The following is a 16,352-nucleotide window of genomic DNA, read 5'->3' as shown; positions in this document are numbered from 1 at the left end:
ATTTTAAGAACGCAAACATAAGAAGGTATATGGAAATGAAATTGTGAACAAACCTTTAAACTTATGGTTCATCAGTAAATTTGCTTAATGCCACGATTCATACCCATTGTATCATTTGCAGTTGTGCTCACTATTAATTTTCTGGCTAACTACCTTCCGATAGGAGGACTTACAACCGGAGAAGTATCTGATTTATATCCTTCATTGTTTACTCCAGCCGGATTTACTTTCTCCATTTGGGGACTGATCTATCTCTTTCTGATGATATATGTTGTATATCAGGCCTTGCCGATTAATGCAGATAGGAAAATATTTGATAGAATCAACAGACACTTTGTGATAAACTGTATGGCAAACACCTTGTGGATTTTTGCATGGCACTATGAACTTATAACTGCGGCACTGGTGCTTATGGGAGTTATTCTGGGTTCGTTAATCGCATTGTACCGTCACGTAAAGCCAGGAAAAATTCAGGGATTTAAAGACCGCTTTTTCGTAAAAGTGCCATTCAGTATCTACCTGGGTTGGATTACAGTAGCAACACTTGCTAATATCAGTGTTGAACAAACGGTTATCGGTATGGATAATTGGATGATGACAAAGACTGTTTGGGTATTCGTGGAATTAGCTCTTGCAGGAGCTGTTGGGACAGTGATGATCATTAGATACAGAGATCCTTTTTTTGGAGCAGTTGTAGCATGGGCTGCTTACGGTATTACTGAGAAGCAAGTAGGAACGCCAGAAGTGGCTGGGGCAGCCGCGGTGGTTTTAATACTGATATTGGTAATTCTCGTAATAGAAGGAATTAGAAGTGTTGTAGTGAGATAGGTAATAAGTCGCTCATTTTAATACCTCACATTCGAAGATTATGTTTGGATATTAGTCACCTTATATTAATAACCCTGCTCGTACAAGACATAATTATTTCGTCCTCTCTATCGTAAATTGGACTAAGTCCTCAAGTGAATTACGATAATCTGACTCTGGTAAAGTTTTGAGAATGTCTTTCGCTTTCTTGTGATACTCTTCCATCACCGAAATAGCATAATCGAGTCCACCAGAGGCTTTCACAAACTCAATTACATCATGAACATATTTTGGTTTACTCTCAGCTCTTTTGACTAGTTTTTTGATTCGCTTCCGCTCTAATTTTGAGGCTTTATTTAAAGCATATATTAAAGGAAGCGTCATTTTCTTTTCTTTGATATCTATTCCCCTGGGCTTCCCAATCTCAAATGTTCCATAGTCAAACAGGTCGTCTTTGATTTGAAATGCCATCCCAACGGCCAATCCAAATTCACCCATTTTGTGAATGATTTCATCGTCAGCACCCACTGAAGCAGCACCCACTTTGCAGCAAGAAGTAATTAAGCTGGCTGTTTTCTGACGAATCACTTCATAGTAAATGTCTTCACTAATATCGAGCTTGCGAGCTTTTTCCATCTGCAATAGCTCACCTTCACTCATCTCTTTCACCGCTTCAGTTGTAATTTTCAGGAGATTGATGTCGTCATTTTCCATGGAGAGGATAAGACCTCTGGATAAGAGAAAATCACCTACTAAAACAGCTATCTTATTTTTCCAGAGAGCATTGATAGAAAAGAAGCCTCTCCTCTCATTGGAATCATCCACTACATCGTCATGCACTAAAGTAGCCGTATGGAGTAGCTCAATAAGCGACGCTCCTCTGAAAGTTGCTTCAGTAATTTGTCCTGTAGCTCCCGCACTGAGAAAAACAAATAATGGGCGCATCTGCTTTCCTTTTCTACGCACGATATAGCCTGTGATTTTATCTAGGAGCATCACCTTACTCTTCATGGATTGACGAAATTTCTTTTCGAAATCCTCCATTTCTTGAGCAACAGGGGCTTGTATGTCTTTCAGCTTAAGCGGCATTGGAATGCAATAATACTTATGTTACAATTTAGATAGCCTATTTCTAAGGCACTGGTTTGTTTTTTAACAGGTTGAATTAGTTGTTACGGCACCTTTCTTCACATTCAATCTTCAAATTATTCGGGTTAGAGCTATCTTTCCGCCAGTTTCCAAAAAAGGTAAATGAGTAGAAAAAAAATCAGGTACACAGAGATTATTCCTAACAAGAGTCAGTGGCCTATTGTTCAGCTCGCCAGAGATAGAAAAGAATTCATAGAAGAAGTCACTTCTGAAACCTATGAAACGCTACTTAAAGACAAAAATGGATCTCTTAGAGAAGAGATAGAAACTACCATTCATCGAGAAAAAATGAGGATGAAGGCCAATCCATGGAGAGTTGATCCTCCAGATGAAAAAGTGTATTGGAAAGGAATTCAATCTCGCTTATTGGATGTAAATCCAGATGAAAAAGAGAGTGCGGCTCAAAAGGAAAAAGAAATTCTTCAGGAAATTATACGTCGTTACTCTGAAGAGATTTCTGGAAATTTTAAAAAATCAGCATATCGCTTCGCGCAGAGCTTTGTCACTTTTGGTTTTGCTAGGCTGCTGAATGCTGCTCGTGTTAAGGGACTATTGTCGTTATTTAGTCGACAGCTAGATTTAGATGATAAATTACATGTCATAGGAGAGACAGAACATATCAGATCATTGGCTAAAAAAGGTACGGTAGTGATGGTGCCTACGCACTTTAGTAACCTGGATTCAATTCTAATAGGTTGGGCAATTCACCATTTGGGTTTGCCTCCGTTCATTTATGGAGCAGGACTCAACCTCTTTAATATAAAGATCTTAGCTTACTTTATGAATAGCCTTGGCGCATATAAGGTAGACCGAAGAAAGAAAAATCTCATTTACCTCGAAACACTCAAAACCTATTCAAGGGAGGCAATAAAACGTGGATGTCATTCACTTTTTTTTCCAGGTGGGACACGATCAAGATCTGGTGAAATCGAGTCTTCTTTAAAAATCGGATTGCTGAGTACATCCATTGAAGCTCAGAGAGAGCTATTCCAAAATGCAAAAGAAGATAAAGAAGTAGGTAAAATTTTTATCGTACCAGTGGTTATTAACTATCACTTTACCCTTGAAGCTCCATCATTGATTAAAGAACATCTGAGAAGAACGGGAAGAGAAAGGTATTATGTAGAAGCGGATGAATTTTCTACGTCCTATAAGTTAGGAACATTCATGTTTAAGTTTTTTACAAAAGGCTCAGATATCTCAGTAAACTTGGGGAGAGGTATGGATATTTTGGGGAACTATGTGGATAATGATGGTAACAGTTTTGATAAAAATGGCAACCCGATCAATGTAAAAGACTATTTCCTAAGAGGAAAAGAAATCACCTTTGATGCGCAAAGAGAAAAGGAATATGTCCGTGTTCTTTCTCAGCGTATTGTGGAAGAATATCATAAGTATAACCGGGTATTTGCAAGCCACCTTGTTGCTTTCACGGCCTTCAAAATGTTGGAAAGGAAAAATCCTAAACTGGATATTTACCATGTTTTGAGATTGCCAGAGGAAGATTTGGAATTGGACTATGGGGAGTTCAAGGAGAACTTCAAAAAGTTGAGAACACGACTTGAGAAAATCCATAAGAAGGGATTGGTAGATATGGCTGACCATATGAAGGAACGGGCAACAAATGCAATAGAGCACGGATTACAGAATGTTGGTTTATATCACGATCAAAGACCTTTGATTAAGAAGAATGAAAAAATCATTGTGCAGGATACCAATACTCTTTACTATTATCACAACCGAATGAATGGCTATGGGCTTGAAAAGTACATCTAGAGAAATCGTAGGTGTTATTGGTGCAGGTAGCTTCGGTACTGCAATATCCAATATTTTGGCAGAGAATAATGCACATGTTATTCTGTATGTCCGTGATTCTGAAAAAGCCAAAAAAATAAGTAAGGAGCGTGTTAGCTCAAAGCAGAAACTTCACGATAATATCGAGATAACAAACATCCTAGAAGAAGTACCGCAAAAGTGCGAAATCATTTTTCCAATGATACCCTCAGCTAATGTTCGCGATATGGTGATCAAATTGGCTCCTCACTTAAGACCCTATCATGTACTCATTCATGGAACAAAAGGCTTTGATCTTTTTGTACCTAACAAACAGAAGATCACTGCTAGCAATCCTTTGACTCGAGAGCATGTTAAAACTATTTCCGAGATCATAAAAGAAGAAACTTCTGTCTTGCGTGTGGGGTGTCTGGCTGGACCAAACCTGGCAAGAGAGTTAGATCAACGAAAGCCCGCAGCTTCTGTGGTAGCCTCTCACTTTGACGAGGTGGTGTCCATAGGTCAGAGGTTATTGAAAAGTGATCGGTTCATGATCTATGGAAGTAGAGATTTGATCGGAATAGAACTTTGTGGTGTACTGAAGAACATTATCGCAGTTGGAGCAGGAACCATCGAAGGAATGGATCTGGGAGAGAACGCAAAGTCTCTTTTTATAAGCAGGGGACTTGTAGAGATGGTTTATATAGGTAAGGCGCTCGGTGGGAATGCTCAAGCATTTTTGGGATTGGCTGGCGTAGGAGATCTGGTAGCAACCTGCACATCTAATCTAAGTAGAAATTTTACTGTAGGATATCGTTTAGCAAAAGGGGAAACGTTGGATGAAATTATCGAATCGATGGATGAAGTTGCGGAAGGAGTAAAGACCATTAATATTGTGACTCAGCTTGCTGAATCATATAAAGTAAGATGTCCAATCACCGAAACACTTCATAAGATCATTCACAATCGAATGACTATTCAAGAAGCGCATGGCTACTTAATGAGTTTCCCTTTCAGAGCTGAAATTGACTTTATAGATACGAATGATTAACTCTCCAGTGCCTTTACTCTTTCTTTTAAAGGAGGATGAGAATAATGTATGAATACATAGGCTGGGTGAGGAGTGAGGTTTGATAAATGATCCGCACTCATCTTTTTTAGTCCTGAAATCAGAGGACTACCATCGTATGTTTCCTTTGCGTAAGCATCAGCTTCATATTCATTTTTTCGTGAAATAATATTCCCAATGATTCCAAGAATGGTACTGATCGGAGAATACAAAATCCCAAATGCAAGTAAGTTTAGGTGTAATGCAGATGTCTGGCCTCCCATAGCCCAACTTACTTCTGCATTGTAAGCCATGCGAGAAAACAGGTAAAGCATGAAGCCCATCAACCCGATACTGAAAATGGTAGAAAATAGAATATGTTTTTTTTTGAAGTGACCAACTTCATGTGCGAAAACAGCTGTTAATTCTTCTGTAGTATGTTTTTCTACTAAAGTGTCAAACAGAACTACCTTTTTCTTTCTACCCAACCCGCTAAAGAAGGCATTACCCTTGCTAGATCTTTTAGATCCATTCATGATAAAAATATTCTTCAATGGAAAATTGACCTTTTCACAATATTCCTGGATAGAAGACTTCAATTCTCCACCTACCATTGGGGTCAGTTTGTTGAATAGAGGTAAAATAAGAGAGGTATAAAACAAGTTTGCAAAGAGCACAAATGCCGTCATTACTCCCCAGAAGTAATACCAAAAATCACTTCCAATTGCGTTGACGAAGTATATCAAAACAGCAAGTAAAAGACCTCCGATAATGGCTGTAAGAATATACCCTTTGATCTTATCGAGGATGAAAGTCTTTGCCGTCATTTTGTTAAATCCATATTTAGCTTCAATGACGAAGTTTCTATAGATCGAAAATGGAATATTAATCACATCAGAAATCACATAAAGAATACCAAAGAAAATAAGAGGAGTGATTAAGCTGAGAGGAGAGAAAGTTCGAATCCAATGATCAAGTTCACCAAACCATCCATTGTAGATGGTCAGGAAAAGGATGACAAAACTGAAAGTGGCTGTTAAAGTACCAAAACGGGATACTTCTGACTGATAGGATTGGGATTTAGCATACTTTTCCGCATCGTATATTCCCTCAAGTTCTTTGGGGACTGGTTTTTTGGAACTATTCCTATTAAGAAAACTTAACGTACGTTCCAGTGCAAAGTCAAAAGAGATAATGCCAATGAGAATATAGAAAATGGTTTCTTCAGTCATGCCGCAAAGTTAGGGTGAGTTTGCCTTCTAGAAAATAAAAGGAATGGGGCACCTTAATCTACGCACATCAGCAGCTGGTTTAAGAGGATCACCCAAGCTAAACGAATAAGCTATACTGATTTCATGAGCGCCACCTGTTCCTATGCCAAGGTCAGAAAGCGTATAATCGAAACTATAGCCAAATGTTGCTCGGTTTGTTTGAAGCCCAAGCATTAAAATAATAGATTCATTATTTGTTATTCCGTCTAGGTTTTTAATCGGAAGTCCACGATACCATAAACCAACTAAGACCGGACTGAGTGTGAAATATGCTCCAACATCCAATTGATCAAAATTTCCTTGAGTTCGATAATTAAAAGTAGGAGTGATGCTTCGTTCACCAATGCCAGTTTTTCTAGATCCGGGATTTAGCGAAATTCGGTACCCTCCATGAATCGAAAATCTTCTTGGCAGAGGTGCATCACCCCCTGCAATGCTCTGATTAGGTTCTAGAACATGATGAAGCGCGGCTCCTATCCATATCGAAGGATTATATAATATTCCTCCGAATGAAAGGTCAAAAAACTTTGCGTTAAGTCCTGTGTTAAATACTTCGCCAGTCACAGGTCTCACTAAACCTGTGTTATCAAATTGGTCACCAAAGGTGAGTTTGTCAAAGTTCAGGTCACGAATAACATAGGCACCTTGAACACCCGCACGAAAGGTCCAATCATAATTTATTTGAAGCTGATAAGCATATTGAAGGCCTATTGAGGTCGAATTAAGTCCGGCAATCCCTTCTTGATCTCTTGTGAAAATGATACCTGCACTGCTAAAATAATCTTCAAAGTGATAGTCTGCATAAGCAGAGAATGTCTCAAAATTTGCATCTAAATTTGGCCATTGAGTTCGGTAGTTGATCCCCATTCGCCCTTTTTGATTGATGCCCACAAGTCCAGGATTCAAATATAGCGGTGCAGCATAGTACTGAGAAAACTGAGGGTCTTGAGCCTTCAAAGTGTTTTCCTGACAAAGGACACTAAAGATTGTAATGAAGAAAATGACCTTTTTGATCATATGAAATTTCTAATTATAAATCGTTGAGCAAATTATACAATTAATATAAATCGGCTTAAGTTTTGTTGACTTACATAAGTAATGTAACGACAACTAGTACGTTAGTATTTTAACCGTATTTTTACAAAGTGTGTGCATGACTAAGGACATTTCTATGATTCGTATCCCTTATGTGTCTGCTTTTCGCAGATTGATTTGTGTTGTCCTCTTTTTAATTTCCACCGTTACACTTTGGTCTCAAGATGTAACAGAGACAGGGTGGTACTTTGGAAATTCGGTGGAAAATCTGGTTTTTGATCGGAATGGAAGAGACGTATATCTTCAAACCGATCAGGCAACACCATTTGGAGTTTCTGGGGCGGTCACTATAACAGATCAATTCACAGGAAATTTACTCTTCTATACAGATGGAGTTGACGTCTATGATGTCTCTCACTCAATCGTTCCAAACGGGGCAGGTTTATCTGGAATATCTTCAATCAATGTTCCTGTTGTTACTTGTCCAGTAACAGACAATCCCGGCCAATATTATCTTTTCACTAATTCAGGGTCTGGGGGTGTAAATGAAATAAGATATACAGTTGTTGATGCCACCATACAAGGAAATGGTTCGGTTCAATTTCCATACGGAGATGTAGTGGTTGGAATGGTAGATCTGGCTACCGGCTTAGTAGACCCTTCCGAAGGAATGATAACTATTCCATCAGGAGATGGTGAGCTTTTTTGGCTAGTTTCTCAGAATCGAACCACATTTCAAATTCAAGTAACCCAAGTAGATGGGGGTGGAATAGGTGCTACAACGAATTATGATTTTACAGATGGCGCCACTCCTGGGTTCGAAGCTTCACATTTTGCTTTTAATGCTGACTCTTCTCAGCTAGCAATGGCTCCCAAAGGAGCAAATAGGAATATATGGTTAATGGATTTTGATCCAATTTCAGGAGTCTTAGCTCTAGATACCACATTATTAGGAACTGGATTCAACGACGATCAAGGGGAATCCGTCTATGACGTAGAGTGGTCAAGTGATGGCTCAAAACTCTATTTATCCCGATTCGGGAGCAGTGGTACTACAGGCCAGCTGTATCAGCTAGATTTTAATGATACCACAAGAACGGTGAATCCGATTTTGCCTGCTCCAATATTTCGAAGCTATGGATTAAAGCGAGCACCTGATGATAGAATATACCATTTATATCAGGAGACTGCAGCATCAATTTTCAACCTTGGAAGAATCAATAGACCTGATAGCATTGCTGACTCGGTTGCCTACCAAGCGATCGTTTTTCCAGAGGATTTTGGCTCCACTCAGTTCTCGGAACATACACCAGGATACAACTTTACATTCGATACGCTCAGTTTCTATTGGATTGATAGTTGTGCAACTAACGTGACCAAGTTTTTTCCGGTAGTAGAACCAGTACCCAATAATTTAACTTGGGATTTTGGTGATGGAAGTGGCTCAAATGGATGGATACCGAATTATGAGTATCAAGCAGAAGGCGGATACATGGTTAGCTTAACAGCCGAGGTAAATGGAATAACACAAACAATCACTCAACCAGTTGAAATATTGACCAACGATCTGATGGTTGACTTAGGAAACGACACAACGATATGCGTAGATGAGATACTTCCATTGGATGCTGGTGATGGATCTTCCTTTGTGTGGAGTACAGGTGAAGTAACTCAGACCATAGAGATAGATACGGCTGGCACCTATTGGGTAGAAGTAACAAATGCCACTGGATGCACAGGTTTTGATGATATAGAAGTCATAGAATATGGTGTAGCAAATCAAGTTTCAAATCAGTGGTATTTTGGTGAGCAGGCAGGTATTGAATTTACTAATGGTCCAGTTGCTATTCTGGATGCAAATAATCAAAACGCACCGGAAGGTTGTGCCACAATATCTGATATAAATGGAGATTTACTCTTTTATACAAATGGATTCACCGTCTTTAATAAAGACCATGATGTCATGGTCAACGGCGACACTATTGGAGGAGATTTGGCATCTGCACAGAATTCTTTAATCATGCCATATGGTGATGATGAAACTATGTTTTACATCTTCACTACCGAACAGGTCTATGGTGATGATGAATATGCTCTTCGTTATTCGATTGTGGATATGAAGGAAGATACTGCTAGGGGGAAAGTAATTGTTAAAAATATCAAACTGATGGATAACGGTACTGAGCGTATTACCGGATCTGGATTTACTGGGAATGATATCATCTTAGCTCATGAGTTCGGTAATAATACATTTAGATCATACCGTACTAGCCCAAATGGTCTAAGTGGAGCCATTTATTCACCTTCTGGTGAAGTTCATGACTTCATGCAAGAATTAAGCGCCACGGGTTACATGAAGATTTCTCCAACATTAAATCAGATTGCTGTGAATATCCCTGGAACCAATCAGGTTGAAATACTGGATTTTGATCAAGGAGAGATTTCTAACCCAAGATTAATTGATACAGGAGAAAATGACTTGTATGGTTTAGAGTTTTCTGCAGGAGGATTGAGACTCTATCTCACTACTTCTTCAGGAGCTTCAAAATTGATTCAATATGACTTGGACAGTCTAAATTCTGATGATCCAGTTACAGATATAACAGCGACTAAGTTTGATGGATACCCTCAAGGGGTGAGCTATGGAGCTCTTCAGATGGGCCCTGATGGAACGATTTATATGGCGGTTGATAATTCTGGAACCATTGGAACCATTAGTTCTCCTGATGGAGATGATGCAGGAGCTAGTTTTGATGCAGGAGGGTTTGACTTATCAGGAAGAACAAGTAGACTAGGTCTTCCAAATTTTGCCCAAAATCAATCCCCACCACTTCAAGAGCCAAGTATGACTGTTACCGCAGGTTGTGCCGGTCAGCTATCTACATTCTCTGGAGTAGGTAGAGATCCAAATAATTCGATTGAAAACTACCAATGGATTTTCGGAGATGGAACTTCTGCGGCGGTTCAGGATACGACTCATACTTATGATATTCCTGGTACTTATACTGTGCAACTCATTTTAAGTAATCGATGCGATACGGATACTACTTTGACACAGACCATTACCATCAATAACATTCCTGAAAGCCCAACGGTACCGTCTGATACTGCACTATGTGGTCAGCCGGTTACATTGATTGCTTGGCCTGTTGATGAACCTGATTTCTCATACTACTGGAGTACCGGTGAAGATACTAGAGAGATCACTGTTACAGAACCCGGTATTATTGATGTTGCAATCATTAATACAGTTACAGGTTGCACGTCTGATACACTTCAGATACTTATGGCAGATGTAAGACCAACGATAGATCTTGGAGCTGACCGAAACCTATGTCAAAATGATCCCGTCATCACATTGGATGCCCAAGTAGTGAGAGCTACTTATTCCTGGGCTATAAATGGAATAATATCTGGCTCAAATCGCACATTGGATATAGATACGACTGTTCCAGGCATGTTCGAGTACACTGTTGAGGTTGTAAATATTTTTGGGTGTATTGGTCGTGATACGGTACAGGTAACCGTTCAAGAAGAGCCAGATGTGACGGTTACATCAACCGAGACAAGTGGGTGTGGAAACGACGATGGTTACATAAGTATTGATTTCAACACCACAGGTAGTTATTCATATCAAATATCAGGACCAGCTACTGCTGGACCTTTTAATGTTGACGGCCCTGCTTCGGTAAGTATTCCGGCTGGTATTCCATCTGGAACACCACCTGGAGCTGGGAATTTAGCCCCAGGAAATTATAACCTTACCGTCACTAATCTGGTGGCAGGTTGTACCTATACAGAAGTAGTACAAGTTGAAGATCCGGGTACGTTTAACCTATCCGTATTAAATACCGGAGGAAACTGTGATGGTGATGTTGAACTGACCATATCAGGGACTCCATTGCCAGCGAGTTATGATTATGAGATACAGGATGCAACTGGTGTGGTAGTAGCGACAGGAACAGATACCGTAGATCCCTTAGTGATACCAGGTTTAAATACAGGCACGTTGTTCGTTCAGATAACTGATAATAACGCTCCTGGGTGTATTGAAACAGAGCAAATAATAATCAATCCTGATCCCGAACCGGACTTTACATTTGATGCGATTCAAGAAATTTGTGGAACGGAGGGAATGATTTCGGTTATGGATGGAAGTGGCGGAACTGCTTTGTACACTTGGTCCGGCCCAAGTATCGTAAGTGGCAATCCCGGTAATCCGATTACAGTAAATCAACCAGGAGTATATACTGTAACAGCCACAGAAGCTGGCTTCTGTCCTAGATCAGAGGATATTCAGGTTAATTTCAATGTGGATCAAACAATCGATGTGGTGATAGAGGGAGATCCATGCGACGGGCAGGTTACCCTAGTGGCGAATGTTACTGGAGGTAGTGGGAGTTTCATATATGTCTGGAATGATGGCAGCAATGCCATGAGAAATACTGTAACAAGTTCAGGAACTTACAATGTGACGGTAACCGATCAATTCACAGGCTGTGAGGTGACTTCAGGCGATAATCTTGTGGAAATTCAAGCAGAATTTACCGTGTCATTATCACTTGACCCGGATTGCGACAACAATGGAAATGTATTCCTGATTGCGACTACCAATTATTTTAACCCTTCAGTGACTTATGAATGGAAAGATGCAAGTGGAACCATACTTTCTGATACAGATTCCATTCTTACTGTTACACAATCAGGAAACTATATGGTGGTGGCTACAAATGAATCAGGAACGTGTACAGCTACTGATGAATTGGTAGTTGCTGTTGTACCTATCAACACCGAAGATTTACTATTACCAGAGACAGCAAGTTACTGCACAGGAGATCCTGTAGATCCTACGGTAAATCTTGATCCAGGTATTTTTAATACCTATGAATGGAGATTGCTGCCTGATGATGCAATTATCTCTACCGATCAGATATTGAATGTTTCTACTGCCGGTACGTATGAGGTCACGCTTTATAATGGATTTACCTGTATAACAGATCGAGTTGAAGTAAGAGAAGATTGTCGTCCAGTAATTTTCGCTCCAAATGCATTTTCACCAAATGGCAATGGAATAAATGACGAATTCTTTGTTTTTCCTAATGATTACGTGGAGGAGTTTGAAATTTTGATTTATACTCGATGGGGTGAACTTGTATATACTTCAAATAATCAAGACTTTCAATGGGATGGAATCTATAGAGGATCTTTACTTCCACCGGGAACGTATGCATATATATTAAAATTTTCGAGTTCCTTAGCACCAGATTTGGGAACTATTGAACAATATGGATCGGTTACACTTATTAGATAATGAGCTATTTTGATTACATCTATCAACGACTTTTCGGAAAGTCAAGTGCGACACCTACTAAGGTGTTTGTCAATGAGCTAATCCAAAGAAGTCAATCTTTTCTAGATCGTTTTCAAGCATGGAAAACATCAGAATATTGTGAGGAATTTTTGAATGATGTCTGGCAGTCTTATTTCTGGAGTAAAAAAGGAGTGGATAAAGACCCGCAGGTTATTCTTCTTGAATCTACCTACAGTAACGGTTTTGCCATAAACTATGAATCGAAATACGATAAGAATAATTTTCACTATCTATTTGACTATTTAGCTGATCGAGTAAAAAAATTGGATTACCGATTAGTTTTGAGTAGACATACAATGCAAGAAAAAGGAGATGTAGTTGAATCGAAAGAGTTGCACTACTTAAAGCCCAAACTAGGATTTGTTGAACCTATTGATCAGAAATTTGGGAATGTCCAGATTGAGTATATCGAGGAAAACGATAAACCAACGAGAATTAAATTGATAGCAAATTCGTATCCGGATAGGAAATATCAGGATGCTGCTAATTTTGAAGATTTAGCACAATATATCTTTTCACTTAAAAACAAATAACAATACGATGAGAGTATTCATTTTTTTTTCTGTTCTATTCTTCGGCTCGCTTGAGAATACAGCTGAAGCACAGTTGTTGCCAACTAAATTAAGAATCACTGTGATTGATGGCTTAGGAAATTTTGTTGAAGGAGCTACAGTTTCCATTTATGAAAATGAAGCAGATTACAGAGCAAGTGAAAATGCGTTTGCCACACTGACAACTGATAAGAAAGGTAGAGTGACCTTTAAAGAAGTAAAACCAATGGCTTATTTTGTAGAAGCGAAATTTGAAGATAAAGACAATGATGGAGAAGGAGTGATGACCAGCGAACTTTCCGAAGGAAAGCTAAATAAAGTTAATACGGTAATTGAATAAGTTGAGGCACTTTTTTCAATTAATCTTTCTTGTTTTACTTATCTGTGATTCAGGTTTAAATCAGAATCCCGAGTATTTACTACATATTGAACAGGAGCCTTCTGAAATAGAAGGCAGAGAAGATTTGATGGGTAGAGTTGAATATCTTAATATGATTTCAGCTGACCCTACAACTGGCCAAATTCCTTCGAATATTAGAACAGCTGAGCTACAGTTTGAACGAAATCTATTGACTCAAACAGTCAAACTTCGAACGCAACAACTAGACATCCAAGTAGCAGGACCTTCAAATGTAGGAGGTAGAACGAGAGCAGTGGAGTTTGATGTACGTGATGAGAATGTGATTCTTGCAGGAGGTGTTTCTGGAGGAGTATGGAAGAGTGCAGATGGAGGAATTACTTGGGACAGAAAAAGCGACCCGGAGAATAGAAATAGTGTGACTTGCATTGTTCAAGATATTAGATCGGGAAAAGAAGATGTCTGGTATCATGGAACAGGTGAAATTGTTGGTAATTCTGCAAGAGGAGGAGCTGCCCCATTTCGTGGAAATGGAATTTATAAGTCCATTGATAATGGAGAAACCTGGAACCCTATTGAATCTACCCAAGATTCAGATCCAAACATTTTTAACAGCCAGTTTCAATATATATGGAACATTGAAATTAACCCAAGCAACCTTGTCGATGACGAAATACTAGTAGCTGCTTTTGGTGGTATTTTACGCTCTTTAGATGGAGGAGATACATGGTCTGTAGTGCTGGGGCAGGAATTGTTCGGTTTAGATGAATCTGTTAATCTCAATGAAGGTAACGCATCATTTTATACATCTCTGGAGCGATCAGAGGATAATGTTTTCTATGCGGCACTATCCACTGAGTCACCCTCAGATCTGGACTCTCCTGAAGCCGGAATCTATTTCTCAACAGATGGCCTTAACTGGAGCGACAATATTGCGCCACTTACAAATGAATCACAATACCGAAGAATTGTGATAGGTAATAGCAAATCCGACCCAGATGTTACTTATTTCATGATAGACTCGAGTCCAATTCTGATTTTAGAACATCGACTTTCCCTATTAAATAATTCCAATAGAATCAATGGCTTTGATCCACAACCTCGAGTTTTACCTCAGTTTGATGATGAACTCGGCAATCTCGACACACAGGGGTCATACAATATGATGATCAGAGTCCACCCTGAAGACCCTAATTTAGTCTTCGTTGGAGGTACAAACCTTTTTCGATCTACTGATGGTTTCAGGACTGAGGAAAACATTGATTGGATTGGTGGCTATGATCCTGAAGGTGGCTCTGGAGTGTATCTAGAGCATCATCCAGATCAGCACGATCTTTTGTTTCGTCCAAGTAATCCAAATGTAGCACTTTCCGCAAGTGATGGAGGCCTTATTCAAAGCGCTGATATAAGCGCTGATTCTGTGATGTGGGAAAGTAGAAATGATGGTTTCATTACCTCACAATTTTTCACGATAGCACAATCTAAGATACCCAATGATCCTACGATTCTTGGGGGTATGCAAGATAATGGAACAGATCTCTCTAGAGGAACAACTAATTGGCAGAGAGTAATAGGAGGAGACGGTGGTTACGCAGCTACTACAAGGGATAATTCACTCTGGTTTGCTTCTTTCCAGCGTGGGCAGACGTTACGATTGACTTTTAATGATAATTTCGAAATTACTTCATTCGGTAGAGTAGATCCTGGTGGGTTGGTTGCTCAAGCAGGATCTGCATATCTATTTGTAAATCCGTTTGTTCTTGATCCTACAAATGAAAACCGCATGTTTTGCGCCGGTGGAAACCACTTGTACTATCATCCTAATGTTTCTCAGATTCCTTCAGGCTCGCAAATTCCTACAAATTTTGGGTGGAAGAGAGTTACCCCATCAGCTATAGAAGAAGGATTGGTTAGTGCTGTAGAGTCATCTTTCGAAGGTGAAAAAGTATTTTTTGGGACGAGCTTAGGAGAATTATTTCGATTGGATAATGCTGATTCAGAACTTGATTTCAGTGTCGTTGATATCACATCCGTTGCGTTCCCTGAGGATGGGTATGTATCTAGCATAGCTCTGGATCCTGAAGACAATCAACACCTTATTGTGGTGTTTTCAAACTACAATGTTCAGTCAATTTTCGAAAGTACCGATGGAGGAGAGAGCTTTGAAAATGTGAGTGGAAACCTTGAAGAAAACCCAGATGGATCAGGAAGTGGTCCCAGTATTCGGTGGATTGAAATTATTCCTAAAACAACAGGTAATTTGTTTCTAGTAGGAACGAGCATTGGCTTGTATGGTACAGAAAGCCTTAGCGGTAGTAGCACTGTTTGGATAAAGGAATCTCCTTCAACCATAGGAAGTGCTGTAGTTGTTATGATGGATTATAGAGCCAGCGATGGAAAACTTGCTATTGCCACACATGGTAATGGTGTTTTCACTACGCAAGTGCCTGATTTTAAACAGCTGGAGCCGGAGGAGTCAGGAGATAGCTTTGAGGTTTTGGCTGCTTATCCAAATCCAGTCGAAGATTTTACACAAATTCAATATACCATCCCCGAAGATGGTGAGGTACGAATTGATATTTTATCACAGAGAGGAGAATTCGTGAGTACAATCCTTTGGGCTACTCAATATTCAGGATCGAATACAGCTTTTTGGGATGGAGCCAGCAATTTCAGATTTCCATTGGCCAACGGTATTTATTTTTATCGTATTAGCTATCAAGGTCAGAGTAGAACAGGAAGATTAGTCTTGAACCGCTAACGAAGGCTTAAAACCAATAAGAAATAGGCAATTACCATTACCCAGAAATGATAGTTTATGATATTAGGGATGATGCCTAAATCCATAAGGATTACAAGTATCGCGAGAACTATAGAAACGATTCTAAGTGTATTTCGTGTGCGTTTAGTCATTGGTCTGGTTTTAAACGAAAATAAGTATTTCATCTTCACATGACAAATTGGTTAGGTTAGATAATCTTTGCATCTG

Annotated in this window: 11 protein-coding genes; 7 read left to right on the top strand and 4 right to left on the bottom strand. The window is 39.4% G+C overall.

Annotation, left to right across the window (positions count from 1 at the left end):
* Nucleotides 1-87: 87 nt before the first annotated feature.
* Nucleotides 88-828 (top strand): TspO/MBR family protein, encoded by a 741-nt coding sequence (locus tag ABJQ32_05145; GenBank protein MEP5289013.1) that lies wholly within the window; start codon nucleotides 88-90, stop codon nucleotides 826-828.
* Between the two features lie 93 nt (nucleotides 829-921).
* Here the strand turns inward: ABJQ32_05145 and ABJQ32_05140 are convergent, their stop codons facing one another.
* On the bottom strand, nucleotides 922-1,896 hold the full coding sequence (locus tag ABJQ32_05140) for a polyprenyl synthetase family protein (protein ID MEP5289012.1): 975 nt from the start codon (nucleotides 1,894-1,896) through the stop codon (nucleotides 922-924).
* Between the two features lie 162 nt (nucleotides 1,897-2,058).
* Here ABJQ32_05140 and ABJQ32_05135 point away from each other — a divergent pair, with 162 nt between their 5' ends.
* Together ABJQ32_05135 and ABJQ32_05130 are read left to right on the top strand one after the other, a co-directional pair.
* Nucleotides 2,059-3,732, top strand: coding sequence for a 1-acyl-sn-glycerol-3-phosphate acyltransferase (locus tag ABJQ32_05135; protein ID MEP5289011.1), 1,674 nt, complete (start codon nucleotides 2,059-2,061; stop codon nucleotides 3,730-3,732).
* Nucleotides 3,716-4,780 carry an NAD(P)H-dependent glycerol-3-phosphate dehydrogenase gene (locus tag ABJQ32_05130; GenBank protein ID MEP5289010.1) on the top strand — a complete coding sequence of 355 codons (1,065 nt, stop codon included), beginning with the start codon at nucleotides 3,716-3,718 and terminating at the stop codon, nucleotides 4,778-4,780. The genes ABJQ32_05135 and ABJQ32_05130 overlap by 17 nt, the downstream gene beginning before the upstream one ends.
* On the opposite strand, the gene ABJQ32_05125 is transcribed toward ABJQ32_05130, so the two are convergent.
* Together ABJQ32_05125 and ABJQ32_05120 are read right to left on the bottom strand one after the other, a co-directional pair.
* The gene (locus ABJQ32_05125; GenBank protein MEP5289009.1) at nucleotides 4,777-6,009 is read right to left on the bottom strand and encodes a M48 family metallopeptidase; all 1,233 of its coding nucleotides are present in this window, start codon (nucleotides 6,007-6,009) and stop codon (nucleotides 4,777-4,779) included. The two genes, ABJQ32_05130 and ABJQ32_05125, sit on opposite strands and share 4 nt — an antisense overlap.
* A 27-nt stretch (nucleotides 6,010-6,036) precedes the next feature.
* Entirely contained in the window at nucleotides 6,037-7,065 is a 1,029-nt protein-coding gene (locus ABJQ32_05120; protein ID MEP5289008.1) for a type IX secretion system membrane protein PorP/SprF, read from the bottom strand.
* 136 nt (nucleotides 7,066-7,201) lie between these two features.
* Between ABJQ32_05120 and ABJQ32_05115 the strand changes: the two genes are divergently transcribed.
* Genes ABJQ32_05115 through ABJQ32_05100 form a run of 4 tightly spaced genes read left to right on the top strand, consistent with a single transcriptional unit; the run spans nucleotide 7,202 to nucleotide 16,124 of the window.
* Nucleotides 7,202-12,394, top strand: a complete 5,193-nt coding sequence (locus tag ABJQ32_05115) for a PKD domain-containing protein (protein ID MEP5289007.1) — start codon at nucleotides 7,202-7,204, stop codon at nucleotides 12,392-12,394.
* A complete protein-coding gene (locus tag ABJQ32_05110) occupies nucleotides 12,394-12,987 on the top strand; it encodes a hypothetical protein (protein ID MEP5289006.1) in 594 nt (197 codons plus the stop codon). The genes ABJQ32_05115 and ABJQ32_05110 overlap by 1 nt, the downstream gene beginning before the upstream one ends.
* Before the next feature lie 7 nt (nucleotides 12,988-12,994).
* Nucleotides 12,995-13,345: a SpaA isopeptide-forming pilin-related protein gene (locus ABJQ32_05105; protein ID MEP5289005.1), complete on the top strand. Its 351-nt coding sequence runs from the start codon at nucleotides 12,995-12,997 to the stop codon at nucleotides 13,343-13,345.
* A gap of 1 nt (nucleotide 13,346) precedes the next feature.
* Nucleotides 13,347-16,124, top strand: coding sequence for a T9SS type A sorting domain-containing protein (locus ABJQ32_05100; GenBank protein ID MEP5289004.1), 2,778 nt, complete (start codon nucleotides 13,347-13,349; stop codon nucleotides 16,122-16,124).
* Here ABJQ32_05100 and ABJQ32_05095 read toward each other — a convergent pair.
* A complete protein-coding gene (locus ABJQ32_05095; GenBank protein MEP5289003.1) occupies nucleotides 16,121-16,276 on the bottom strand; it encodes a hypothetical protein in 156 nt (51 codons plus the stop codon). The two genes, ABJQ32_05100 and ABJQ32_05095, sit on opposite strands and share 4 nt — an antisense overlap.
* Nucleotides 16,277-16,352 lie beyond the last annotated feature (76 nt).

Source organism: Marinobacter alexandrii, assembly GCA_039984955.1.
In the GTDB taxonomy this organism is placed as follows: Bacteria; Bacteroidota; Bacteroidia; order Cytophagales; family Cyclobacteriaceae; genus Ekhidna.
Note: the sequence above shows the minus strand (reverse complement) of the source record. Positions and strands in the feature narration are given on the sequence as shown.